The 23,254-nt window shown below is 43.9% G+C and carries 25 protein-coding genes and 1 other annotated feature (1 of these 26 cut by a window edge); of the genes, 4 read left to right on the forward strand and 21 right to left on the reverse strand.

Annotation, left to right across the window (positions count from 1 at the left end):
* Positions 1–10: 10 nt before the first annotated feature.
* Positions 11–430 (forward strand): universal stress protein, encoded by a 420-nt coding sequence (locus QMA04_RS15235; protein WP_191715531.1) that lies wholly within the window; start codon positions 11–13, stop codon positions 428–430.
* Positions 431–562: 132 nt separating this feature from the next.
* Here QMA04_RS15235 and QMA04_RS15240 read toward each other — a convergent pair whose 3' ends face one another.
* From QMA04_RS15240 to QMA04_RS15260, 5 genes are all read right to left on the reverse strand, one after another.
* Entirely contained in the window at positions 563–892 is a 330-nt protein-coding gene (locus tag QMA04_RS15240) for a fluoride efflux transporter FluC (protein ID WP_290186769.1), read from the reverse strand.
* The gene (locus QMA04_RS15245) at positions 889–1,242 is read right to left on the reverse strand and encodes a fluoride efflux transporter FluC (protein WP_290186771.1); all 354 of its coding nucleotides are present in this window, start codon (positions 1,240–1,242) and stop codon (positions 889–891) included. Before QMA04_RS15245 ends, QMA04_RS15240 begins: the two co-directional genes overlap by 4 nt.
* 423 nt (positions 1,243–1,665) lie before the next feature.
* A complete protein-coding gene (locus tag QMA04_RS15250; protein ID WP_290186773.1) occupies positions 1,666–2,073 on the reverse strand; it encodes a hypothetical protein in 408 nt (135 codons plus the stop codon).
* A 397-nt stretch (positions 2,074–2,470) separates the two neighbouring features.
* Positions 2,471–2,725 (reverse strand): hypothetical protein, encoded by a 255-nt coding sequence (locus QMA04_RS15255; RefSeq protein WP_290186775.1) that lies wholly within the window; start codon positions 2,723–2,725, stop codon positions 2,471–2,473.
* Between the two features lie 132 nt (positions 2,726–2,857).
* A complete protein-coding gene (locus tag QMA04_RS15260; RefSeq protein WP_290186777.1) occupies positions 2,858–3,007 on the reverse strand; it encodes a hypothetical protein in 150 nt (49 codons plus the stop codon).
* A 772-nt stretch (positions 3,008–3,779) separates the two neighbouring features.
* Between QMA04_RS15260 and QMA04_RS15265 the strand changes: the two genes are divergently transcribed.
* Entirely contained in the window at positions 3,780–4,340 is a 561-nt protein-coding gene (locus QMA04_RS15265; protein ID WP_191715327.1) for a hypothetical protein, read from the forward strand.
* A gap of 102 nt (positions 4,341–4,442) precedes the next feature.
* Here QMA04_RS15265 and QMA04_RS15270 read toward each other — a convergent pair whose 3' ends face one another.
* The 5 genes from QMA04_RS15270 to murB form a co-directional block, all read right to left on the reverse strand.
* Complete coding sequence (locus QMA04_RS15270) at positions 4,443–4,778, reverse strand: hypothetical protein (RefSeq protein ID WP_290186779.1); 336 nt, start codon at positions 4,776–4,778, stop codon at positions 4,443–4,445.
* 114 nt (positions 4,779–4,892) lie between these two features.
* Positions 4,893–5,243, reverse strand: coding sequence for a hypothetical protein (locus tag QMA04_RS15275; RefSeq protein WP_290186781.1), 351 nt, complete (start codon positions 5,241–5,243; stop codon positions 4,893–4,895).
* 112 nt (positions 5,244–5,355) lie between these two features.
* Positions 5,356–5,550, reverse strand: a complete 195-nt coding sequence (locus tag QMA04_RS15280) for a hypothetical protein (RefSeq protein ID WP_290186783.1) — start codon at positions 5,548–5,550, stop codon at positions 5,356–5,358.
* A 390-nt stretch (positions 5,551–5,940) separates the two neighbouring features.
* Positions 5,941–8,307, reverse strand: coding sequence for a penicillin acylase family protein (locus QMA04_RS15285; protein WP_290186784.1), 2,367 nt, complete (start codon positions 8,305–8,307; stop codon positions 5,941–5,943).
* 104 nt (positions 8,308–8,411) lie between these two features.
* Positions 8,412–9,329 carry a UDP-N-acetylmuramate dehydrogenase gene (murB, locus tag QMA04_RS15290; protein WP_290186785.1) on the reverse strand — a complete coding sequence of 306 codons (918 nt, stop codon included), beginning with the start codon at positions 9,327–9,329 and terminating at the stop codon, positions 8,412–8,414.
* Between the two features lie 202 nt (positions 9,330–9,531).
* On the opposite strand from murB, the gene QMA04_RS15295 reads away from it, so the two are divergent.
* The gene (locus tag QMA04_RS15295; RefSeq protein ID WP_191715521.1) at positions 9,532–10,053 is read left to right on the forward strand and encodes a YceI family protein; all 522 of its coding nucleotides are present in this window, start codon (positions 9,532–9,534) and stop codon (positions 10,051–10,053) included.
* Between the two features lie 280 nt (positions 10,054–10,333).
* Here QMA04_RS15295 and QMA04_RS15300 read toward each other — a convergent pair whose 3' ends face one another.
* The 4 genes from QMA04_RS15300 to QMA04_RS15315 all read right to left on the reverse strand — a co-directional run bounded on the left by QMA04_RS15300 (position 10,334) and on the right by QMA04_RS15315 (position 14,889).
* Complete coding sequence (locus tag QMA04_RS15300; RefSeq protein WP_290186787.1) at positions 10,334–11,887, reverse strand: FAD-dependent oxidoreductase; 1,554 nt, start codon at positions 11,885–11,887, stop codon at positions 10,334–10,336.
* 229 nt (positions 11,888–12,116) lie between these two features.
* Positions 12,117–12,755, reverse strand: a complete 639-nt coding sequence (locus QMA04_RS15305) for an FMN-dependent NADH-azoreductase (protein WP_191715519.1) — start codon at positions 12,753–12,755, stop codon at positions 12,117–12,119.
* A gap of 109 nt (positions 12,756–12,864) precedes the next feature.
* Positions 12,865–13,575, reverse strand: coding sequence for a DsbA family oxidoreductase (locus tag QMA04_RS15310; protein ID WP_290186788.1), 711 nt, complete (start codon positions 13,573–13,575; stop codon positions 12,865–12,867).
* A 387-nt stretch (positions 13,576–13,962) separates the two neighbouring features.
* Complete coding sequence (locus tag QMA04_RS15315; RefSeq protein WP_191715517.1) at positions 13,963–14,889, reverse strand: manganese-dependent inorganic pyrophosphatase; 927 nt, start codon at positions 14,887–14,889, stop codon at positions 13,963–13,965.
* A gap of 209 nt (positions 14,890–15,098) precedes the next feature.
* Here QMA04_RS15315 and QMA04_RS15320 point away from each other — a divergent pair, with 209 nt between their 5' ends.
* A complete protein-coding gene (locus tag QMA04_RS15320; RefSeq protein ID WP_225218492.1) occupies positions 15,099–15,908 on the forward strand; it encodes a GNAT family N-acetyltransferase in 810 nt (269 codons plus the stop codon).
* Positions 15,909–15,950: 42 nt separating this feature from the next.
* Here QMA04_RS15320 and QMA04_RS15325 read toward each other — a convergent pair whose 3' ends face one another.
* The 7 genes from QMA04_RS15325 to trpD all read right to left on the reverse strand — a co-directional run bounded on the left by QMA04_RS15325 (position 15,951) and on the right by trpD (position 22,966).
* Positions 15,951–17,246, reverse strand: coding sequence for an arsenic transporter (locus QMA04_RS15325; RefSeq protein WP_290186790.1), 1,296 nt, complete (start codon positions 17,244–17,246; stop codon positions 15,951–15,953).
* A gap of 191 nt (positions 17,247–17,437) precedes the next feature.
* Positions 17,438–17,959 (reverse strand): type 1 glutamine amidotransferase domain-containing protein, encoded by a 522-nt coding sequence (locus QMA04_RS15330; RefSeq protein WP_290186792.1) that lies wholly within the window; start codon positions 17,957–17,959, stop codon positions 17,438–17,440.
* Positions 17,960–18,029: 70 nt separating this feature from the next.
* On the reverse strand, positions 18,030–18,620 hold the full coding sequence (locus tag QMA04_RS15335) for a DNA-3-methyladenine glycosylase (RefSeq protein ID WP_290186793.1): 591 nt from the start codon (positions 18,618–18,620) through the stop codon (positions 18,030–18,032).
* 20 nt (positions 18,621–18,640) lie between these two features.
* Positions 18,641–19,411, reverse strand: a complete 771-nt coding sequence (trpA, locus tag QMA04_RS15340; RefSeq protein WP_290186794.1) for a tryptophan synthase subunit alpha — start codon at positions 19,409–19,411, stop codon at positions 18,641–18,643.
* Positions 19,408–21,204: a tryptophan synthase subunit beta gene (gene trpB / locus QMA04_RS15345; protein WP_191715513.1), complete on the reverse strand. Its 1,797-nt coding sequence runs from the start codon at positions 21,202–21,204 to the stop codon at positions 19,408–19,410. Before trpB ends, trpA begins: the two co-directional genes overlap by 4 nt.
* Complete coding sequence (gene trpC / locus QMA04_RS15355) at positions 21,201–21,977, reverse strand: indole-3-glycerol phosphate synthase TrpC (protein WP_191715512.1); 777 nt, start codon at positions 21,975–21,977, stop codon at positions 21,201–21,203. Before trpC ends, trpB begins: the two co-directional genes overlap by 4 nt.
* On the reverse strand, positions 21,974–22,966 hold the full coding sequence (gene trpD / locus QMA04_RS15360; protein WP_290186796.1) for an anthranilate phosphoribosyltransferase: 993 nt from the start codon (positions 22,964–22,966) through the stop codon (positions 21,974–21,976). Before trpD ends, trpC begins: the two co-directional genes overlap by 4 nt.
* 62 nt (positions 22,967–23,028) lie before the next feature.
* Positions 23,029–23,254 (reverse strand) — a binding site (T-box leader) (it continues 10 nt past the right edge of the window).

A 23,254-nucleotide genomic window follows, 5' to 3' on the forward strand; every position in this document is an offset into this window, starting at 1 on the left:
GGGATGCTTCATGTACGAGAAAATTTTAGTTGCAGCTGACGGTTCGGACCATTCGAAACGGGCCGCTCATGAAGCGGTCAAGATGGCAAAAGCCAATCCACAAGCTTTTGTCACCTTGCTGTACGTTATTGATTATGAAAAAGCACGAACTGAAATCCTGCATGGCCAAAGCAGCGACGAAGTCCACTTCGAACGCCGCAAGCACTTGGCACCGCTTGAAGAAATCTTTCGTTCAGCCGGTGTTGAGTTTGAAACCAAAACACTTCATGGTGCTCCGGGACCGACCATCGTCAAGCATGCCAATGAAACCGGCTATGATGTCGTATTAATCGGCAGCCGCGGATTGAATGCGCTGCAGGAAATGGTTCTGGGCAGCGTCAGCCATAAAGTGGCCAAACGCGTCCAGTCCCCTGTCATCATCGTCAAATAAATCCAGCCGCTTTTCGGGATTTCTGAAAAGCGGCTGGATTTTTATTTTATTGCTGATTTATGAGCGTTCGATAGAATTTGTAGGCGTTCATAAAAAAACTCCTGCAATCGCCGCAGGAGTTTCAGAGATTTATCAAATTAAAACATAGCCGAGGCTGAACAGCCCAATGCCGCCGGCTAAAGTTGCGCCAACATAACCGACAGCGTGCAGCCATTTGCCGTCTTCCAGATCTTTGACAATGTCCAAAGCCATGGTCGAAAAGGTCGTGAAGGCCCCGAGAAAACCAGTAATCCAGAAAGACGATAAATTGCCGCTGCCGATAAACAGGCCAAGCGTAAATGAGCCGATGCTGTTGACCAGCCAAGTTGCAGCTTTTGGCTGCCACATTTTACTCTCGATCAGCAAGTAAAAAAAGTAACGTGTAATCGCCCCTGAAAATCCGCCTATTGCGATGCCGATCATGACGCCACTCCTTTCCTGCCGACCCACAGCCCTGCAGCTGCCGACGCTACGCAAGCCGCCGTCATGCTCCCGGCAAACGCTACGCCCCACCAGATGGACGACTCCAGGTAATGGAACCAATCAGCGGAGAAAGCAGAAAACGTCGTAAATGAACCCAGCAGTCCTGTCGATACCAATAAGCGCAGTTCCGCGGACTGGCGACTCAAACGGACTGCTGCCACACCGATCAGAAAACTGCCAACTAGATTGACAATCCATAGCCCGAGCCCACCCGTGACTGCCATATAAACACTCGCCCGCAAAAGCGAACCCGCCATTCCGCCAAATCCTACTGCCAGTATCCGTTTCATCTCATACGCCTCACATCTGTTTTTCTTCAGTATAACTTATTGAAAAATATCATGTTTATTGGCTGCTTTAATTGGGGGTATCGGTGTTACGCTTCACTTTGCTTTAAATCTTAAGAACTCCCTGTAGTTTTGGCGTTAAAAGCTTCCAGGGATTCTTGATTTATATACTAGTATTTGCTAACTATCGATAACCTCATGATATGTAAACTAGGCAGTGAATACATGAATAGTATTTTTAAATGTAACGAAATTAATGAACCGGGTTTAACTTTCTTTAAATCCTATTGCATTGAAACCCCTTAAGAAATTTAATCTTTTCGCAGGCAACTGTTATGCATCTCATTAAACGAAACAGCTTAGTAGAATTATTTTAGTTGTATTGATGAAAATCTGTACGTGTGGGCGTGATTGATTTGATGTATGCTATGTCTTCCTCACTGAGATTCGGAGCAAAAAACTCGGTTCCCCAATGCTCAGAGTGAAAAAAGGGAGTGTTTTTTTTTTAATAAAAAAAATCGAAAACCATTTTAATTTGCCGTTTGTTTTTAGATTCTTGTACAACAAGTGGTTTGATATATTATCCATTTTGCTTCCTTTAATAACAGTAACATCTCTTCCATTTACTATTTTAAAAGAGTCTTTGAACAACAAGGTCGTTTCCTTAATAACATCTTTTTCGTCATTCCAGCAATGGATTTCGATGATATTTGATTGCCTAATAAAATAGCTTATTAAAGGAACCCAGTAATCATAATTTTTATTTTCAGGGATCGGAAAAGTATCCAAGTCCTCAGTAAATGTAGGGATAGTAAAATGTAATTTATATTTCATTTTCACATTTCCTTTCTTTTGAAATGAAACAGGGAGATTGTTTTGCATCTTATCTCATTCAAACTGATCATGCATTTAAATTTTTCTTATTTGATGTACACTTCTATTTGGAACCATATGCTTCCTTCAACTAAACCACTTCGTTAGTTCGTTAATTTATAATTATAAAACCGTACTGAATGGCCTTTTCAATGTATCATTTTTTCTAGCAAATTTACTTTTTCTTCTTATGTTTACAACTTCACTAGAATAAGGGGTATGAATGTAACTTACTTACACTTATGTTACATTCAGATTCATGCTCTTTACTTCAAATAAAAAAGTTATCGAAACAAGGACTTTCCCCTGCAGCTTCTTAAAAATAAATAAGAATGAGTTCTTAGAAAGAATTATATATTCATTTTTCTTGCACTTTTTTATAAGAAATTGTGAAAACAATGGTAGCTAGTGCAAAGAAAAAAACGCCAATAGCTGAAGGTATATATATAAATCCATTCATCATGCTTTCAGATGTTGTCCATGACCCGGCACCCGAAGGTCTCGAAATAAATATGGCCACTGCTTCCCCGTTTACACCTAGTATTAAAGCTAAGACACCTAAACAAAAGAAAACTACAACCAACTTAAATGAGTTCAAAAAGCTATTTTTCACGTAAATCCTCCTTCTTACTTGTCCTCAATAACTTTCCGAATGTCACTCAACTGTCCGCATATTGCCTGCAGATTCAATAAAAAGCCGTACTCTTTTTCGAATGCGACTTTGAATTTAGTGAATTTAGATAAATTATCTTCTGTATTCGAATTTTTTTATAAGATGATCGATTCTGAGCGCAATGTAAATGAGCACCATTGCCGCAATAGCCTCCCAAATCCCCCCGAAAAAGAATACGATGGCTGCACCAAAAGCGATGTAAATAGCTAACGTTTTCTCCACCCCAATAACCCCCTCTATTTCTAAATATTAGTATAACTGAAAAAGAGAATGAGGTTATTTTATTTTTCGTAAGCCCTTATAAGACAGGAGTTTGAAAGTAACTTACTTACCATTATGTTACATTCAAAAGCATCAAAAAATATCTAGTAAATTCCTCTTTTTTGAAAAATTGAAACTTTATTGGAAGCTAGTTGGTATAGTAATTATAAACTTGCTGAACTAAGGGGCGAAATGAATTTGAACAGCGAAAAAAAATATAACTTAAAGTACCATATGAATGGGTTTTCTGTTGCTTTCTCCATTATTCTTGTCAGTTATATTGATGATTATATTTACGACTTCCGCACGTTAATAGGGGCTATTTTAGCAGGGGTTTTAGCTTATATTTTAAGTGCTCTTTTTGGGAAACTTTCTTTTCTAGATAAAGAGATCAGTAAAAGAACGAATAGAGTTCTTACAGTCCTGGCTATATTTCTAATTTTCTTTTCGTTTTACCTTTTTCAGTTATAAAATGAACTTACATACAAAAGAGTTGCTGAATCTTTTTAAGATCAGCAACTCTTTTGTTTTACAGGTTCCGAATGTAACTTAATTGCTATTAAGTTACATTCAAAAACAAGAAAAAATTATGAATAGCTAATTTAAAATAACTTTTTCATTGGAAATGATTGGTATAATGAGTGCTGACAAAGGTGATTTCTAATATGACCAGGACAAACGAAAAAAGTGCAAGAATGGACGGGTATCCTACAAAATCCGATGGAGGTAAAAAATGAAGAAGAAGTTGTTGTTTGCTCTTTTATGTATTCTAGTAATTGGTGTTGGTTATACAGTATTTTATGTTAATCAGTATTCTGTTAAAGACAATCGAGCGTCTATCCTTGCTGATTTGACGACATGGGAAAGTAGAGGAAGCGAAGAGGAAATTGAAATTAAAATCCTGAAAATGACACAGATCAACCATACTACATCGTACGTTGTGCTTTTTGAAACAGCAGATAAATATGTGGGGTATGCACATTTGCTTAAAGGGTGGAATGGACAATTCAAAATTGTAGAATCAGGTGCAGGAACGAATATTGTCAAATACCGTGACCTTAAAACGAATCAAGGTGTGTATGGTATTCTGGCCGGAAAAAACCCGGATTTACAAATCGATCACATTACGGCGAAATCTGAATTTACCGATGAGGACTTCAGTTTCACTTCACCTATTCCTGAAGATGCAACGTTTTTGGTATACAAAAAACTCCCTGAAGATTTAAAAGAGACTTTTCTTACCTTTACGCTTTACGATGAAAACGGAAAGGTAATTGAGCCGGCAAGTGAATAGAGTGATAGACAAAAAGAAGAATAAAAGCCTCTGTAATCAATAAACTGAATGTAACTTAATTAGGATTAAGTTACATTCATTTCAGTATTTTCTACCTGTTCCCTAAAGGTCAGCTGATTCATTAATAGCGATACCAATGTATTTTAATTGATCTTCTAAGTACTTCCGTTTTACTTTTCCGTTTTCTTGATTTTCAGCTGGATATTCTTTAGTTAAAAAAACAGGTGCATCAAAATTTAGCCAAATATCGCGATAAATAGTGTGTGTATCCTTAACCGTTAAAAAATCTCCGTTTTGTAGTTCAATATCGTCGTCTACTCCAAACTGAAATCGACAACAACTACATATATCGAATGAGGCGTCTTTTAAGTTTTTCAAATCAGTATATGCAGGTTCGTCTAACCCTTTATGACCACATACTGGACAAACATACTTCATGTTGCGAGAAGCCTCCCTACGTTCTTGAATGTTATCTATGATTTTGAATGTAACTTAATTCACAATAAGTTACATTCAAATCAAAGAATTTATAAAACTAAAGTTGAACTGAAATTACTTTGCAATATCGTTTTTGTTGTATAAATCTTTATAGCTAATGACCAGAAGAATGAAAACAAATACTAGGAGCATAAAACTTCTAGCATTGAATCCATCAGTCGCTGAAGTTTCATCAAGTATAATGCATACTGCTATAGCTAATATGCTAATGACACCAAAGAGAATAAATAATGGCTTGCGTGTTGAGAAATACTCTTGCTTTACTTCAATTATTAAATAAACAATTGTGAAGATAAGTGAAGCAATACGAGTTAGAAATAAAACTTCATACTGAAGAAAAAACGTTGCAACTAAAAAGCCGATCAATGCCAAAATCACGATTATAGTACTTATATTTTTTTTCATCCTAAACTCCTTATATTTCATTCTTGTCTAAACAATATTTTTTAATACTTTAACTAAGTTTGAATGTAACTTAACTGCACTTAAGTTACATTCAAATCCAGTAATTCCATGATTATTTTTTGTCTAATTTGGCTGCCCATTCTTTAAACCATTCAGGTGGCAATTCCAATATAGACAGGTCTGCCCTCATCAGTTTTTCATAAGAAGGAAACCCGTGGTCATACAAATCCCACTGACACTCAATATCCCGGGCAATAGAAAAAGCTAATTCATTCTGGTCATCTAAATCTTCTTCTTCCCAAGCCATTGTTAAATTATCGCACCACATGCAAAATCAACTTGAGAAAATTGGTTTTCTTTCTTGCAGACGGTGTCTAAAAGAGTCTTAAGACTTTCATATGAATACGGAAGATTGATGCTAGTTTTATTCCAATTCCCCTCCACAAGGTAATCCTCCTCTTTCAGTACAGTTCATAAGCAATTCAACTTTATGATTTTCATTTTTTACCAATAATAACATATTAAAATTATACTCAAAGAAAATTTATTAGAAAATAACCGTTCCTAAAAATACACCTTTACGAACGCTTCAAAAACAGCCGGAAATGAACAAAAAGAACGTTCGTAAAGGTGTCAAAACACTTTACGAACGTTCGCGACTATCTACAGACCTTTTCGAACGATTTTCGGCTAGAACTTATTCAGCCTTTAAAATTAATGTCGACCCTTTTACGTCTTCGGTAATTTCCGTCTCATGAAAATCGCCTTCAGCCCAATCGTCCACTTGGTTATGGAAGTAATCCGATTTCAAATGTCCGCTCAATCCTGGTCCAACAATATGGTAGGCACTCGATAAATCAGCAAGATCCGCTACAAATCGCCAAGACGCTCCGTGATTGACATTGCCTTCCGGTGTGGACGCAGCTGCCTGAACCGTGATATTGGAACCGCCGATCGGTACTGGATCCGGGTTCAGGAATGCGGCGAAAATGGACGAAGCGCCCGCAATCGGATGCGGGAAAGTCAATTGGTGATGCTCACCCCACGTCCAGTCAGCCAAATCACTTCCCTGCTCTTCTTCAATGTCACTCACTGCCGTCTCCAGCGAATCCACCAGCCATTTTTCCAATCCGCCGTATTCGGTCATCCAGGCACCTTCATCTCCTGCAAATGCATTCCGCATCATTTCATCGGTGATGTGGTTTTTGCCTGCCAACATTTCAAATACGTCATCAGGGAATTGTTCGCTCAATAACGTCTCAGGCAATTGCTTCATCCATTTATGGAAAACCAATGGCGCCGCCTGATCTTTGCTGTCCACCTGATCCCATTCTTCAAGCAAAGCCAGCACTTCATTGTATTCATCGGTGCTGTTGCGCACTGTAGCAATCATGTCTGCCAAAAACTCTGCGGCATATAAATTCTTTTGGTCCATCTGCAGGTCCATCATATCCTGCGCAGTCAACTCATCTGATGCTTCCAGCACTTCCGCAATTCGCTCATAGCGATAGGGCTGTGCCCAGAAATCGGTGATGTGATAAGGATAGGAATCGTCAACCACTTCGTTGTTCGCTGTAGCGATAAATCCATTTTCCGGATTGACCGACTGCGGCAATTCATCAAATGGCACATATCCTTCCCATCCATATTCCGCTGAGTCTCCTGGAACCGGCAACTGGCCGTCCCCGGATTTGCGGATTGGAATACGGCCATTCGCTTTATAGGCGATGGTTCCATCCGTGGATGCGAAAACGAAGTTCTGTGCAGGTGCCTGAAAGTCCTCTAATGCCAATTCGAACTCTTCCCAATTGGATGCTTTATTGAAATTAAGGACCGCCTGCAGTTCAAGCGTCGGTTCAAGGGCAGTCCACTGCATCGAAAAGACTGCGCCCGGATCTTCGTCTTCATACAGGACATTCGATACAACTGGCCCATGTCTCGTCACCAACACTTCAAATGCCTCTGTTTTTCCATCTTTCACTTTAATCGGTTCGTCTCTTACTTCCGCCTGTTCCCATTTGCCTTCATACTGAAATTGTGTCGGGTCATCGGGGTTCGGTGTTTCAATGTAAAGATCCTGAACATCCGGCCCCACATTGGTCACACCCCATGCAATTTCTTCGTTATGCCCCAGAATAATCCCAGGAATGCCGGCAAAAATGACGCCACTGACGTTTTGTTCGGGCGATTCCAAATGCATTTGGTACCAAATGGATGGGGTGCTGAGCCCCAGATGCGGATCGTCCGCAAGCAACGGTTTGCCGCTTGCTGTTTTATCTCCGGATACCACCCAGTTGTTGCTGCCGTTGAATTCGGGCGGAATGACAGAAGCATCGAATTCACCTGCCACTTTAACTTGCGATTGTTTGTTGGCCGCCAAGATAGCCGGTGCATCTTCAGGGTATTCTATAAACAATTCCCGTGCTTTGTCTTCCGGGAATTCATTTATTGCCCAGTGGCGGACGGCCAGCGTGTTCCAATGTCCCCCAAGGTCATAAGCCATGAACTTACCGATCGTCAAGGAATCGACAGGTGTCCATTCCTCCGGTTCAAAACCGAGCAGCGCAAATTCAAAACTCAAATCTCCACTTTCTTTGGCTTCTTCCATATAAGCGTTAACGCCTTCTGCATACCACTCAAGCACCTGTTTCGCTTCTGCGTCATAGCCGTCCCAGGATTTCTCGGCAGCATCCCGTAAACTGAATGTCCGGAAAAACTTGTCGGTATCGACTGCATCCGCTCCAATCACTTCCGCCAAACGGCCGCTTGCTTGCCTGCGGGATAAATCCATCTGGAACATGCGATCCTGTGCCTGCACATAGCCCTGCGCACGGTAAAGGTCTGCGTCGGTTTCAGCTCGAATATGCGGAACGCCGATATCGTCACGCACAACTGTCACATTACTGTCCAATATTGCTACTGCCGCTTCCCCTTCAATAAGCGGCTTGGATTTCCCTATGTAAACGTTTACAAAAATAAGCGCTGCTACTGCAATTGCGACGAGTACACCCAAAATCCCTAAAAGCCATTTCAGCCATCTCTTATTCTTAACTTTCCCACCCATTGTCGTGCCTCCTTTTTTCGTATTATGTTTTATTCGACTGTCGAAGGATCAATTCCTTTTTCCATAAAAAAAAGATGCCCGGCAAAAGGGCATCTTCCGTCTAATTAAGTTAAATCTTCTCCTACAATCTTCACCTCAAGCTCCAAATCAATGCCAAACTTTTCCTGAACAGCCGCTTTGACCATTTCAATCGTCTGAATATAATCGTTGGCGGAAGCATTGTTTTTATTGACAATAAAGCCAGCGTGTTTAGTGGATACTTCCGCTCCGCCGAATCCTCGTCCCTGCAGACCGCTTTCTTGAATCAATTTCCCCGCAAAATTACCAGGCGGCCGTTTAAAGACACTGCCTGCAGAAGGAAATTCCAGCGGTTGCTTGCTTTCTCTCTGATAAGTCAATTCACTCATTTTGGCATCAATGACCGTTTGTTTACCGACTTCGAGTTCAAATTCGGCCGACAAGACGTAAAAGCCTTTTTTAGTGATGATGCTCTTCCGGTAGCCAAGAGCCAAATCTTCCTTGGACAAAACCAATTTTTCTCCTTCTTTCGAAAGAACTGTCGCCTGTTTAATGATGTCCTTGATTTCCCCGCCGTATGCGCCGGCATTCATCGCCATGGCGCCACCGATGGACCCAGGAATCCCACAAGCAAATTCAAATCCAGTCAGTTGTTTCGCTGCCGCGATTTTCGAGACTTTCTTGATGTTCGCTCCACCTTGCGCGTAAACATGAGTTCCATCTATACGAATCGCCTCTAGGCTTTTCAGCGTCAGAACGATTCCACGGAACCCTCCGTCCCGGACAACCATATTGGATCCGTTTCCTAGAAGCAATAAAGGTATATTGTTTTTATATGCGTATTTAACTGCAAATGCAGTTTCGTCTTCAGTAGTCGGTGTCACAAAAATATCAGCTGGCCCACCCATTTTAGTTAATGTATGGAGGTGTAGCGGCTCATCCATCTTGACGTGATCATCCGCCAAAAACTCGCGTAAATCCGTCAACCATTGTTCTTTCGTCATTCAAAGCAAATCCCTTCTAAACTTATAGCTTCTACTAGTATCCAATTTTCAGCCCGATTTGACAAGCGATATAACGTTCTTAGGTACGAAAGTCCAATAAAATAATATCTTGAATTCGAGAATTATTAATTAATAACTATTGACATCGAGATTTATACTTGGTATATTGATTTCAGAACATTATATCTAGGAGGAATTTAACATGAAAAAATGGACAGTAGACACAGCACACTCGGAAGTCGGATTCTCAGTAAAACACATGATGATTTCAAAAGTAAAAGGCGCTTTCACATCTTACGAAGCAACCGTTGAAGCAAATGAAGAAGATTTGCAAGGCGCATTGATCGACTTTAAAATTGACGTAGCAAGCATCGATACAAGCAACACAGATCGCGATAACCACTTGCGCTCTGCTGATTTCTTTGATGTTGAACAATTCCCATATATTACATTCAAAGCGAATGACATCATCAAAAAAGGTGATGAATACGAATTGACTGGCGATCTTACAATGAAAGACGTTACTCGCCCTGTTACATTTGAAGTGGAATACGGCGGCAAAGCAACAAACCCATGGGGCGTTGAAGTTGTGGCATTTAACGTAGAAGGCAAAGTAAACCGCAGAGATTTTGGCCTTACATGGAACCAGGCCCTTGAAACTGGCGGGGTACTTGTCGGCGAAGATATCAAAATTACATTGGAATTAGAAGGCAACCCAGCTTAAGGAATAAAGCAAAAGCAGTGCGAGAAAATTTTCTCGCACTGCTTTTTATTTTATTATTTTATGCCCGGCAGAGGTCCGCAGGACGCGGATCACGTAAGCGGTGCGACAGGAAGTCGCGCCTTTAGCTTACGTTCCTCTGTACAAGCGCTTACGCTTTTCAGTGTCTAGACTCCAGCGCCCAGCTCTTTGGGTCATAAGCCACTCTGCCTATGCGGCTGAAAACACGCCGCTTCGCCAGATCGTCTTATGCCCGGCAGAGCTAAACGGGCGCTTACGCTTTTCAGTATTCCTGTTCAATTTTCTTCAACGGTTTTACGGCCGGTCCGTTCAGCACATCCCCCGTGTAAGAGAAGCGGGAACCGTGGCATGGGCAATCCCAGGACCGTTCTGCATCATTCCAATTTACTTCACAGCCCATATGGGTGCAAGTGGTATCAACAAGATGGACCTGGCCATATTCATCACGGTAGCCGCCTGCTTTCTTCTTGCCGACTTTAACAAGTGAACCTTCATCTTTGCCCAAATCATCCACTGTTTTGGAAGCTCTTTTCAGCTTGCCTTTCACCAATTCCTTCGCAACTGAGGCGTTGTCTTTCGCAAAGCTTGCAACATCCACCGCTTTCATTTTCGGGCGGGTCGGACTGAATACCGGTGCGTAGCGATTTTCTTTGCCTAAAATTTGATCAGTCAGCAGGATACCCGCCAGTGCGCCGTTCGACATCCCCCATTTATGGAAACCTGTAGCTACCAAGATGTTGTCATAGCCTGCAGTGATGGTTCCGATATATGGAATTTGGTCCAGTGTTGTCATGTCCTGTGCAGACCAGCGGTACGGAATCTCCTGGATGCCGAAATGCTCTTCTCCGAATTTCTCGAGATTGCGGTAATGTTCCATCGTTTCGCTGGAGCTTTTTCCAGTCGCATGGCCGTCGCCGCCGATCAACAACAGCTTCTCTCCGTTTTCACCCGGTGCATAGCGCAACGAACGGGAGGGCATATCGCCGCTGATGTACATATCGTTCGGTACATCTCCATTCACTTTGGCTGCGATGATATATGATCGATTGATCGATAAGCGGGAGAAATACATCCCATCAAAATCATTGAATGGGTAATGGGTAGCCACAATGACTTTATTGCACGATAAATGCGATAGATTTTCGGTTTGGATCACGGGATCGTTTTTGCTTAAAATTTTCACAGCACGGGTCTGTTCATAAATCTTGCCGCCCAGCCGCTCAATTTCCTTTACCAGCCCAGCAAGGAATTTCACCGGATGGAATTGCGCTTGTCCGCGCATGACCACTGCTTCTTTTACTTGGAATGGCAACTCAACTTCATCTTTCGCTAATTCTCCCTCGATGCCCAGCTGCCGATAAGTTTCGGCTTCTTTCTCTACCAATTTCGCTCCTACTGCCGTATTGGCATAAACAAATGCATTGTGATAGGAAAAATCGCAGTCGATATTGAGCTCTTTCGCTGTTTCTTCAATGAATTTCAACCCGTCCATATTTGCCTCGTAATAGAGCTTCGCCTGTTCTTCTCCCACCAGCTTGACCAGCGGGTAATAAAACAGGCCATGCTGCGCCGTAATTTTTGCCGTCGTATAACCTGTAACCCCGTCCACTAATTTCCCAGCATCAATCAACGTCACTTTTTTGCCGGCTTTCGCCAATAGGTAAGCGCTGATGATCCCAACCATGCCTCCGCCTACAACCGCAATATCTGTCGATTGATTTTCCTGTAAAGCGGGATAGCTCGGTATATCCTTGTATTCTCTCCAATAAGACTTCTGCTCTTCTGGAACCCGACTCACGTTATCACCTTGTACCATGCCGTTCCTCCTCAAGAAAGCTTTTAGTAAATGTCTACCCCCATTGAAAAATCCTAATCAATATAATGGGAGAGCAGTGGAAATCCCCAGTTATTTGGACATACTGTCCGATTAAGACAAAATACTGTCCAGATTTCGGAAATACTGTCCGATTTGACACATTTACTGTCCAACCGCCTTTTAAAGCAAAAAAAGGACCACCCCTTAAGGGCAGTCCTTCATTTTAAAATTATGCGTTTACTTTTACTAATGAATTTGCAGCTTGCTCTACGCGTTTCATGCCGTCCGCAATGATTTCTTCAGCGCGGTCTGGGTACATGTTGTGTCCTTCAATGATCACTTCTTCAATGTCAGTGATGCCGAAGAAGTCCATGATCAAACGGATATAGTTAACGCTCATTTCAGCAGGAGCCATTTCTGGTGTTGAATAAACTCCGCCGCGCGCATTCAAGATGATGACTTTTTTCTCAGGAACTAGGCCAACCGGGCCTTCAGCTGTATATTTGAACGTAACGCCTGCACGGTAAACATAGTCGATGAACGTTTGCAAAGGCGCAGGAATTGTTTTATTCCATAATGGGAATGCGAAAACAACCACATCAGCATCCATGAATGCGTCCATTGCTTTGTTGGCAGCAGTCAGAATACGTTGCTCCAATTCAGTCATTTCTTCAGCTTGAGCTGATTTTTGCATTGCGTCAAAGAAGTCCTGACCGAAATAAGGCATATCTTCTTTAAATACGTCGAACGTATTGATGTCAAGATCAGAACCTGTTCCGATCGAATCCATGAATACTTCATACATTTTGCTTGAAACTCCTTCAGATGCAGGGCGGTTATTTGCTTTTACTACTAAAACGTTAGTCATCTAATGTAAAACTCCTTTTGTAATTATATTAAAATTATTTATCTCAAATTAAAAGCACTTTCTTATCATAAGAAAGAGCAGAGTAAAAGTCAATTACTCTGCCTCAAACTTAAACCCCTTCGCAGGAATCTCCCGTACAATAAGTGGTTTTCGCTTTACCCATCGGCTTAAGTTTTGGGCGAATGCCTTCTTCTTCAGCAATCTGCTCCAAGGCTTCTACAAAGGCATCTAACGGCTGTGCACCGGAAAGCGCATATTTGCGGTTGACTACAAAAAACGGTACGCCTTGTACGCCGATTTGGCCAGCTTCCGCGATATCAAACTGAACTTGAGCCATGAATTGATCTGACTCCAGCACTTGCTTTGCTTCGTCTCGCGGCAATCCAATCGATTCTGTAATGCTCAATAAAATATCATGATTGCCAACATTTTTCGCTTCCACAAAATACTGGTGCATAAGCTGTTCAGTCAGTTCTGCATCCTTATTTTTGGTTTCAGCCCACTTCACCAAACGATGTGCAGCCAGTGTATTGGCTTCCATCATGTTATCGAAATCATATTCCAAACCAACTGAGCGGGCATGTTGTGCCACTCCCTTAGTCATTTCTTTTGCCTGTTCCACCGTCTGCCCCAATTTTTTCGCTAAACTGTCATAAGTTGAAACAGTCGAATCGATGGGTGTACTCGGGTCTAATTGGTAGGCCTTAAACGAAATCTCCGCTTGGCTTTCAAAACCTGATTGAACCAATGCCTTCTCCAAATTTCGCTTGCCTATATAGCAGAATGGGCACACATAATCTGACCAAACTTCAATTTTCATATTATCCACCTCGCCATTAACTATAGCAACGAAAACAAAAGCGCTCAATTTTTTTGCCTGTGGAAAGAAAAGCGGAAGCAGCCGTTAAGCTCTGACAAGCGCTGGAAGCCTTGCCGGTAATGTCGTTCTTCAGCCATTGCTGGCAAGGGTGAAGCGACTCGAGGAGCTGGCTGCTGGAGTCTGGACAAGAAGGAAAAGCTGAGGTGCCCGTCCTGAATCGACGGGCTTAAGGCAGATCGTCGAAGCGGCGCTTTTTGCCGCACAGACGGGATGACTTAAGACCCCGAGATTCAAGGCGCCGAAGCTAGACAATAAGAAATGCACAAGCACTCATCTTAACCCAAACGGAAATACCACCCCAAGAAAAAAACTGACTCCCATTGGGAATCAGCTTAATGCTTCTGTAATGACTGGAACGATTTGCTTTTTACGTGAAACTACGCCTGGCAACAATACACGGTTATCAACAACGCTCGATTTAAAGGCGCTTTCGATGATGCCGGATCTTTCGCCAAGGACGATGGCAACCGAATTGTTGTTAAGGATATCGGTAACAGCAAAGACAAAAAGATCAAGATCTTTAGCAGCGATGGTATTTGCCATCAGCACTTCAAGCTCTTTTTGGCGAATCATGACTTCTTCTACATCAATTGCATTGACTTGAGCGACTTCAAAACGGCGGTCGCCTGCTTCAAATTCTTTTGAATCCAATGAAATCAAGTCTTCCAATGTTTTATTGCTTAGATCAGCTCCTGCTTTCAACAGATCAAGGCCGTAGCTTTGTGCATCAACGCCCGCAATTTCTGCCAATTCGGCAGCAGCATCAACATCTTGTTTAGTACAAGTCGGTGATTTGAAAAGCAGTGAATCCGAAATAATGGCTGACAGCATTAAGCCTGCAATATTCGGCGGCACTTCAATACCGTTTTCTTTAAATAACTTCAAGATGATGGTCGTCGTGCAGCCAACAGGTTCCGCGCGGAAGTAAAGCGGGTCAGTGGTTTCGAAGTTGGCGATGCGGTGATGGTCGACCACTTCGATCACTTGTACTTCATTGATGTCTTCAGCACTTTGCTGGCGTTCGTTGTGGTCCACCAGAATCACTTGTGATGCTTCTTTGGAAACTTGCGTCACCAATCGTGGCTGGTCGAACTTAAATGTTTCCAGTGCGAAAATGGTTTCGTTGTTCACTTCCCCTAAACGGATCGGTTCAGCAACCATGCCCATTTCATTTTTTAAATAAGCATATGAAATGGCCGAACAAATCGAATCAGTGTCCGGATTTTTGTGGCCCAATACTAAAACATTTGACATGAATAATAGCCTCCTGGAATTCTTAGTTTCTGTATTTATTCTACCATAAGACCGCTATTCAAATAAATCCAACTGGTAAAGAAAGAAAAATAGACCTAAAAGAGTATGAGTTTATAGAATTATCTGTATTTTAAAAATTCATTATGTACTTTAGCATATGCGAATGGTATAATATGACTAACTAATTCAAAGTTAGGTGGAAGGAAGAGATGCCTGTGACCATTTTACTGGAAAAGAAATACATTCCTCTGGCCGATTATTTCTCCGGAGCGACGAATGCCTCAATAAGATTAACCTTTTCTGAGATTGAACAGATTATGGGGCAGAATTTGCCCAATGCTGCCTACCTGAATAAAAGCTGGTGGAAAAAAACAAAACCACCCGCCAAGCATTTTCACGCCTGGGTAGATGCCGGCTATTTTGTCAGCGATGTGGAACCTGACCGTTTCGTTGTATTCGAAAGAGCCGATCTTTCAAATGGAAAAGGTTCCAATAAAGACGATGAGGACCAGGACATTCTTCTTATCCGCACAGCAGAGCATGGAGATGCACGTTCTCTGGCCGCTTTGCAAAAGACAGTGGAATCCGAGTCTGATTATATGCTGTACGCAAAAGATGAGCGGACGCAATCCACACAAAAAGTCCGTAAGCAAATCATCGAGTGGAAACAAAGCGGACACTCCACCATCATCATCGCTATTTTAAATGGCCAGCATGTCGGCTTTTTAATGGTGATGGGGAATGATGCAAAACGTGCTGCGCATCGTGCTTTTATCGACCTCGGCCTGCAAAAAGATGCGCAAGGCAAAGGCATCGCAAAATCGCTTCTTGAAAAAGCAGAAGAATGGTCCAAGGAAAAAGGCATCACCCGACTGGAAGTGACCGTTGTCGAAGAAAATGAACCTGCACGCAAATTGTATGAAAATGCCGGTTTTGAATCTGAAGGCATCCGCCAAAAATCCATGATGATCGACGGAAAACCACATAACGAAATCTATTTAGCAAAATTTCTAGACTAGCAAAAAGGAGCTCGCCTGCGGCAAGCTCCTTTTTTCGTTGTTTTAATTTAAAATGTTGAGCCACAAATACAAGCCCGTCAATGTGATGAACAAAGTTGGTATCGTCAGGATAATTCCAATTTTGAAGTAATAGCCCCATGTGATTTTCACACCTTTTGTTTTCAGCACATGCAGCCATAATAGAGTTGCCAATGAACCGATTGGCGTAATTTTCGGGCCTAGGTCCGACCCGATGACGTTGGCATAAATCAACGCTTCCCTCACGACTCCCGTCGTATCGGTTTCAGCTATGGCAAGTGCATCGATCATGACTGTCGGCATATTGTTCATGACCGACGAAAGAATAGCTGCGATAAAGCCCATACCAATGGTGGCTGCATACAACCCATGGCTCGCTGTCCATTCGATGGCCGTCGCGAGCACCGATGTCAGCCCAACATTTCTCAGGCCATAAACGACAACATACATACCGATCGAGAAAAAGACGATGGCCCAAGGCGCTCCTTTTAAAACGGTCATCGTTTCAACCGATTTGCTTCTCCGTGCAATCGCCAGGAAAATGATGGCTACCGCTCCGGCAATCAAGGAAACCGGGATATTCAAAGCTTCACTGCTGAAATAGCCGATCAGCAAAATCACCAGCACCACCCATGACAAACGGAAAATCTTGATATCCTTTATTGCTGAAGCCGGGGTTTTCAAAACACTATCATCAAAATGCTTTGGAATGTCTTTTCGGAAATACAGATACAGCACAAGCATACTTGCAGCGATGCTGAACAAGTTCGGCACAGCCATCCGGATGGCGTATTCAGTAAATCCGATGCCAAAGAAGTCTGCAGAGACGATATTGACCAAGTTGCTTACGACAAAAGGCAGAGACGCCGTATCGGCGATAAATCCACAAGCCATGATAAACGGTAAAATCATGGCATCTTTGAATTTCAAAGCCCGAACCATCGCCAGCACAATTGGCGTTAAAATCAATGCGGCACCGTCATTTGCAAACAAAGCGGCAACGACCGCCCCTAACATGATGACGAGGAAGAACATCCGCAAGCCGCTGCCTTTGGCAAAACGCGCCATGTGTAAAGCTGCCCATTCAAAAAATCCAATTTCATCAAGAATCAATGAAATGATGATCAAGGCGACAAACGTCAACGTCGCGTTCCAGACAATGCCGGTCACATCCCAAACATCACCGAAATCTACCACGCCAAATAACAGCGCCACAACAGCCCCCGCAATTGCCGACCAGCCGATTGACAAGCCTCTAGGCTGCCAAATAACAAATATCAATGTCACAATAAATATAAAACTCGCTAACCAAACATCCACGTGCTATACAACTCCCTGCTTATCATTCTCTTTTATTCCTTCTGCAATCATTTCATTATATAAGTAAACGCTTATGTATTCAAGAGGGAAATTGTAACTACCGGTATAACGTGTTCGCTCTCTTCCATTTCATTTTACTTTTATCCATAAAAAACCGGACCAGCAACGCTGATCCGGTTTCCATTTTCTTATTAAGCCAATTGTTCCAGCAGACGAAGTGATTCGCGATTGAATGCCGGCAAGTCATCCGGTTGGCGGCTCGTCACCAATTGGTCCTGGCATACTGCCACTTCTTCATCGACTACTGTAGCTCCTGCATATTCCATATCAACTTGAATCGATTTATACCCTGTTGCTTTGCGGCCTTCTAATGCTTTGGCCGTAATCAATAATTGCGGGCCATGACAAATCGCAAAGACCGGTTTTTTCGCATCCATGAATGCTTTTGTAAATTTAACAAAACGGTCATCTGCACGCAGCTGATCCGGTGAAAATCCGCCCGGCAGGAACAGTGCATCGTAATCGTCCGGGCTGACATCGTCAATTCCCTTGTCGATTGCAACAACCGCCTCACCCTGTTTGCCTGTCACTTCTTTGCCCGCTTCTTTTTCAATGGTGAAAACTTCGTGACCTGCGTCATTGAATGCTTTCGACGGATCTGTATATTCTACATCTTCGAACATATCTGTAATTAACGTTGCAATTTTAGCCACTATCTTCCACTCCTTCTGTTTTAATCATTCTTTCTCAGTATTCCACGAAAGAAGGAAATTAAACACAGAACTAACGAAATTTCGAGACAAACGGATTGTCTTGTTCCCAGAAACGATAAGGGTAATGGACAGCTTCCAGTGAATTTCCGATGCCGACACGCGGCCCGACTGCGACTGCATGGACCGGATTTCCTTGTGCAATGTAAAGCGGCTTTTCTGTAAAGTGATGGCCGTAATAATCCATTGTAATGCCCAGCGCTTTGGTCAGCTTTCCGGGTCCGCTGGTCCATTGCTTGATCGGCATATGTTTTCCGCGCAGTTCTGCCATCAAGTCAATGCCCTCGACCGGTTCGACTGCACGAATCAAAATTGCCCGCGGGGTATCTTCCGGCCCGCTGACGACATTGATCAATGTATGGGTATGCATTTGATAGGTATAAACAAGGCCAGGTTTTCCGAACATGATTTCTGTTCGTTTCGTGCGCCGATTGCCGAAGCTATGGGCAGCGCGATCTTCCGCTCCCATATAGGCTTCCGTTTCGACGATGCGTCCCGCCACGAGGCCTTCCGGCAATTCATGGACCAAAATCTGGCCAAGCAAATTACGGGACAGTTCCAAAGTGGGAGCATGAAAGAAATCAGCAGCAAGTGGTGTAAACATAAAATCCCCTCCTATCGGTATTATACCGAATGGGCGGCAGTCACTGCATGGATAAGCGGTTCGATTTCTTCAATTCTATTGTCATTGAAAGCTTCGACAATGGCACTTCCCACAATAAAGCCATCCACGTCATCACGCAGCAAGTCGACATGGCTGCTTTTCGAAATACCGAAACCGGCATAGACCGGAACCGGGCTTTTCTCCCGGACTTTCCGCATGAACGCTTTGACTTCTTCGGACATTTCATCACGCGACCCTGTAATGCCTTTAACCGTCACTGCATAAACAAAACCTTCCGCTTCGCTGAGAATATCGTTCAAACGAACATCGGTCGTCGTCAAAGTCACCAACTGAATCAGCTTGATGCCCTCTTTATCCACGTAAGGCTGTACCAGCTGTTTATGTTCGAAAGGAAGATCCGGAATAATCACGCCTGAGACTCCAGCCTTGCCGCATTCAGTAGCGAAACGTTCCACACCGAATCTCAGCACCGGGTTCAAATAGGTCATGACCAATAACGGGATTTCAACCTGAAAAGTCCAGCTTTGCAGTTCTTCCAATACTTTCTGAAGGGTGACCCCTTGTTTCAAGGCACGGTTTCCCGCCGCTTCTATCGTCGGGCCGTCCGCTACCGGATCCGAAAAAGGGATACCGATTTCAATGGCCGTCACGCCTGCTTTCTGCAAATACTGCACTTGTTCCTTCAAACGGCCGAGACCGCCATCTCCCGCCATGATATAAGCGACAAATGCTTTATTCCCTGAACTTTTCAGCTGTTCCAGTCTATTCATGACAGTCCCTCCAATTTTTCAGCGTACGTAGCCATATCTTTATCGCCGCGCCCTGATACGCAAATGACCATAATCTGATCGGCAGTCATCGCCTTCGCCTGCTTTTCGGCCTCCGCAATCGCATGAGCCGATTCAAGTGCAGGAATGATCCCTTCAAGGCGGGACATGCTGATGACCGCAGCCAACGCTTCTTCATCGGTAATCGCGCGGTATTCAACACGGCCTATGTCTGCCAAATGCGCATGTTCTGGACCAATTCCCGGATAATCAAGCCCAGCAGAAATCGAATGCGCTTCCTGCACCTGGCCGGCATCGTCCTGCAATAATTTCATCAATGCGCCATGAAGCACGCCTTCGGTTCCTTTGGTCAACGTTGCAGCATGCTTTTCTGTATCCACACCTTCACCTGCAGCCTCAACACCGATCAACTGGACATCTTTGTCTTGAATGAACGGATAAAACATGCCGATGGCGTTGCTGCCCCCGCCGACACATGCCAGGATGGCATCAGGCAGTCGGCCCTCTTTATCAAGAATCTGCCGTTTGGTTTCTTCGCCGATGACACTTTGGAAATCGCGAACCATCGTCGGAAATGGGTGTGGCCCAAGAGCCGAACCGATCAAATAATGAGTATCTTCTACATTGGCAACCCAGTAGCGCAAGGCTTCATTGACGGCATCTTTTAAGGTCGCACTGCCTTTCGTGACACTTTCAACACGGGCACCCAATAATTTCATGCGGAAGACGTTCAATTGCTGGCGTTTAATATCTTCTTCACCCATGAAAATAACGCATTCCAGATCAAAAAGCGCACAAATGGTTGCAGTCGCCACACCGTGCTGCCCTGCTCCGGTTTCCGCTACAATTTTGCGTTTGCCCATACGCATTGCAAGCAGCGCCTGGCCAATCGCGTTATTCACTTTGTGGGCACCGGTATGATTCAAGTCTTCGCGCTTCAAATAGATTTTAGGACCGCCTAATGCTTCAGTCATCCGTTTCGCGAATGTCAACGGCTGTTCACGTCCCACATATTCAGACAAATAGTGATGGTATTCTTTTTGGAATTCAGGATCTTCTTTTACTTCGTTGTAAGCATCCTCCAATTCCTTAACTGCTTTCATCAAGGTTTCCGGCACAAATTGCCCACCATATTTACCGAAAAATCCTGTTTTTTCTATTGTCTGTTCCATCGAATCATCCTTTACTTGTTTAATGAATTCCTGTATTTTCGAAGAGTCTTTGCGTCCCTCGGTTTCAACTCCACTAGAAACGTCCACCATATAAGGAGCCGTTTGGCCGATTGCCGCATGGACGTTTTCGGGATTCAAGCCTCCCGCCACAATCAGGCGGGATGAGTCGATATCGGCTCCGTCCAATAAAGTCCAATCAAAGACATTGCCGCTGCCTCCACGGTAATCGGTACCCGGTGCATCCACCAGCACATAATCAGCCCGTGATTTTTTCAATTGGTCGACGTCTTCTTTTGTGCGGATCGAGAAAGCTTGTATGACGGGTACGCGAATCGCCTCGACCAATTCGTCCGGCTCATCCCCGTGCAGCTGAACCATCGTCAACGGAACGCCAGCTATTGTATCTTCAATTTCTTCTAAAGAAGCGTTGACGAAGACACCGATTTTATCTGTATCTGCTGGAATGTGCTTAGCCAATTGCGCGGCTTGCTCAATTGTCACCTGCCGTTTGCTTGGGGCAAAGACGAATCCGATTGCATCAGCCCGCTTCGCTGCTTGGACATGCTGTTCTTCTTTCAAACCACAGATTTTCACTTTGGTCACTTGACTGCCTCCTCACTGGTTGCTTGACGGATCCAGTTGCCGGGATCTTCAGACCGCATCAACGCTTCGCCCACTAAAATTCCGGAAGCTCCGTTCGCATAGGCAAATTTCGCATCCTCTCTTGTGTGCATCCCACTTTCACTGATGAGTACGCGCTCACCGTCAAACGGAAACTTCTCCGCCAATTGCGCAGTCCGTTCAATTGACACTTCGAAAGTCTTCAAATTACGGTTATTGACGCCAATTAATTTGGCATCCAGCTCCAATGCTTCCTTCAGTTCCTCTTCATCGTGGACTTCCACTAACACCTCGAGTCCTTTAGAAAGAGCGTACTGATACAAGTGTTGCAGCTGCTGCTTTTCCAATGCTGCGACAATCAACAGAATGATGGTGCCTCCTGCTTGTTGAGCCCGGTCAATCTGAATTTCACTGACCATAAAATCTTTGCACAAGACAGGAATGGACACCGCTTGCGCCACTTCACGCAAATCATTGATCGATCCTTTAAAATAAGTTTCATCGGTCAGCACTGAAATTGCAGCCGCCCCTGCTTTTTCGTATTTTTTCGCTTGTGCCACGATATCCACTTCTGTCTGGATATCCCCTTTCGAAGGAGAAGCACGTTTGATTTCCGAAATGACGCCATTCTTTTCTTGCAAATGCTGCAGCAGCTTCGTTTTTTCAGGAAAGACGGCCGCACTTTGTTCGATTGGTTGATATGTTTTTATTTCTTCATATTTGGTTGCAATGATTTTATCCAGTATCGTCGTCATACCAACACCCCCGCCGCTAAGCGATGCAAGTCAAAGACCCGTGCAGTTTCGCCTGCTTGCAGCGAAGCCTTCGCTTGCTGAACGCCTTCTTTCACCGTTTCAGCCTTGCCGCTGACATACAGAACCGTACCTGCATTCAATGCCACTGTATCCAGATAAGGGCTGTCATTTCCAGACAGTACATCCATAAAGATTTCTGCATTGCGCTCCGGATCGCCTCCACGAATCGCTTCAATTGAAGCAACTTCCAAACCGACTTCATTTGGATGGATGGTCATTTTCCGCTTGCCGTTCTCGTCGAAGATGATCAGTTCATTGGTTCCTGCAAGTGACAATTCGTCCAATCCGCCAGCCCCATGAACCAGTGCACCTTTCTTTCGCCCTAACCGGATTAAGGCATCAGCCATCGGTTCCAGCATATCGCGGCGGTAGACGCCGGTCATTTGAATTGTAATCGGCAGCGGATTCGCCAATGGGCCCACCAAGTTGAAAATAGTCGGAGTCCCGATCTCTTTACGAATCTGGCGCATTCCCCCAAGTGCCGGATGGATGGCCGGGGCGAATAAAAGCGCAATCCCCGTCTGATCAAGCATCATCGGAATTGACTCGATGTCCGATTCGGTGGAAATGCCAAGCGCCTCCAATACATCCGAACTGCCGGTTTTGCTCGAAACACTGCGATTTCCATGCTTCGCTACTGTCAACCCACAACCTGCCAGCACAAAAGCGGTCAACGTACTGATATTGAAACTGTATGAGCGGTCACCACCTGTACCACAAACATCAACCAGTTCCCCTTCTACCATTGGCAGCTCTACCGCTTTTTCGCGCATCGCTTTGACTAAGCCCACCAATTCATCTGCTGTTTCACCTTTTTCATGCAAACCTGTTAAAAATGCTTTTACCCGCTGCTCATCTATAGTGCCGTTCAAAATTTCCAATGATTTTTCGTACATTGTTTGCTCGCTCATATTCTCTACTCTGCTCATGCTAATCTCTCCTCGTCTCGTTTTTAAATACAAAAATCCCCGCAATCAGATAGCTATCTGATTGCGGGGACGGGTTGAAACCGCGGTACCACCACGCATTAATGCAATAAATTTCTGCACTCACTTAAACAGGCTCTTCGCCTTTCCCTTTAACGCAGGGCTTACGTCTCCCTTACTCGCTTCCGCTTTCAGGCCAGCTCTCCTAAGTCCATTCGCGCAGATCACCCAATCAGCTCCCACCAGCCGCTGACTCTCTAAATGGATTTCCCTGCCTACTCGTCTCAATCC

This window comes from Planococcus sp. APC 3900 (genome assembly GCF_030407735.1).
GTDB lineage: Bacteria > Bacillota > Bacilli > Bacillales_A > Planococcaceae > Planococcus > Planococcus notacanthi.

Bases quoted from the DNA above. Each gene is read 5' to 3' on its own strand.
- QMA04_RS15275 (WP_290186781.1), bottom strand. From the start codon at position 5,243: ATGAAAAAAAATATAAGTACTATAATCGTGATTTTGGCATTGATCGGC.
- QMA04_RS15315 (WP_191715517.1), bottom strand. From the start codon at position 14,889: ATGTCAAATGTTTTAGTATTGGGCCACAAAAATCCGGACACTGATTCG.
- QMA04_RS15285 (WP_290186784.1), bottom strand. From the start codon at position 8,307: ATGGGTGGGAAAGTTAAGAATAAGAGATGGCTGAAATGGCTTTTAGGG.
- trpC (WP_191715512.1), bottom strand. From the start codon at position 21,977: ATGACGACGATACTGGATAAAATCATTGCAACCAAATATGAAGAAATA.
- QMA04_RS15250 (WP_290186773.1), bottom strand. From the start codon at position 2,073: ATGAAATATAAATTACATTTTACTATCCCTACATTTACTGAGGACTTG.
- trpD (WP_290186796.1), bottom strand. From the start codon at position 22,966: ATGAGCAGAGTAGAGAATATGAGCGAGCAAACAATGTACGAAAAATCA.
- QMA04_RS15320 (WP_225218492.1), top strand. From the start codon at position 15,099: ATGCCTGTGACCATTTTACTGGAAAAGAAATACATTCCTCTGGCCGAT.
- QMA04_RS15280 (WP_290186783.1), bottom strand. From the start codon at position 5,550: ATGGCTTGGGAAGAAGAAGATTTAGATGACCAGAATGAATTAGCTTTT.
- QMA04_RS15305 (WP_191715519.1), bottom strand. From the start codon at position 12,755: ATGACTAACGTTTTAGTAGTAAAAGCAAATAACCGCCCTGCATCTGAA.
- QMA04_RS15240 (WP_290186769.1), bottom strand. From the start codon at position 892: ATGATCGGCATCGCAATAGGCGGATTTTCAGGGGCGATTACACGTTAC.
- QMA04_RS15265 (WP_191715327.1), top strand. From the start codon at position 3,780: ATGAAGAAGAAGTTGTTGTTTGCTCTTTTATGTATTCTAGTAATTGGT.
- QMA04_RS15295 (WP_191715521.1), top strand. From the start codon at position 9,532: ATGAAAAAATGGACAGTAGACACAGCACACTCGGAAGTCGGATTCTCA.
- murB (WP_290186785.1), bottom strand. From the start codon at position 9,329: ATGACGAAAGAACAATGGTTGACGGATTTACGCGAGTTTTTGGCGGAT.
- QMA04_RS15270 (WP_290186779.1), bottom strand. From the start codon at position 4,778: ATGAAGTATGTTTGTCCAGTATGTGGTCATAAAGGGTTAGACGAACCT.
- QMA04_RS15335 (WP_290186793.1), bottom strand. From the start codon at position 18,620: ATGTTTACACCACTTGCTGCTGATTTCTTTCATGCTCCCACTTTGGAA.
- QMA04_RS15235 (WP_191715531.1), top strand. From the start codon at position 11: ATGTACGAGAAAATTTTAGTTGCAGCTGACGGTTCGGACCATTCGAAA.
- QMA04_RS15310 (WP_290186788.1), bottom strand. From the start codon at position 13,575: ATGAAAATTGAAGTTTGGTCAGATTATGTGTGCCCATTCTGCTATATA.
- QMA04_RS15300 (WP_290186787.1), bottom strand. From the start codon at position 11,887: ATGGTACAAGGTGATAACGTGAGTCGGGTTCCAGAAGAGCAGAAGTCT.
- QMA04_RS15245 (WP_290186771.1), bottom strand. From the start codon at position 1,242: ATGAAACGGATACTGGCAGTAGGATTTGGCGGAATGGCGGGTTCGCTT.
- trpA (WP_290186794.1), bottom strand. From the start codon at position 19,411: ATGAATAGACTGGAACAGCTGAAAAGTTCAGGGAATAAAGCATTTGTC.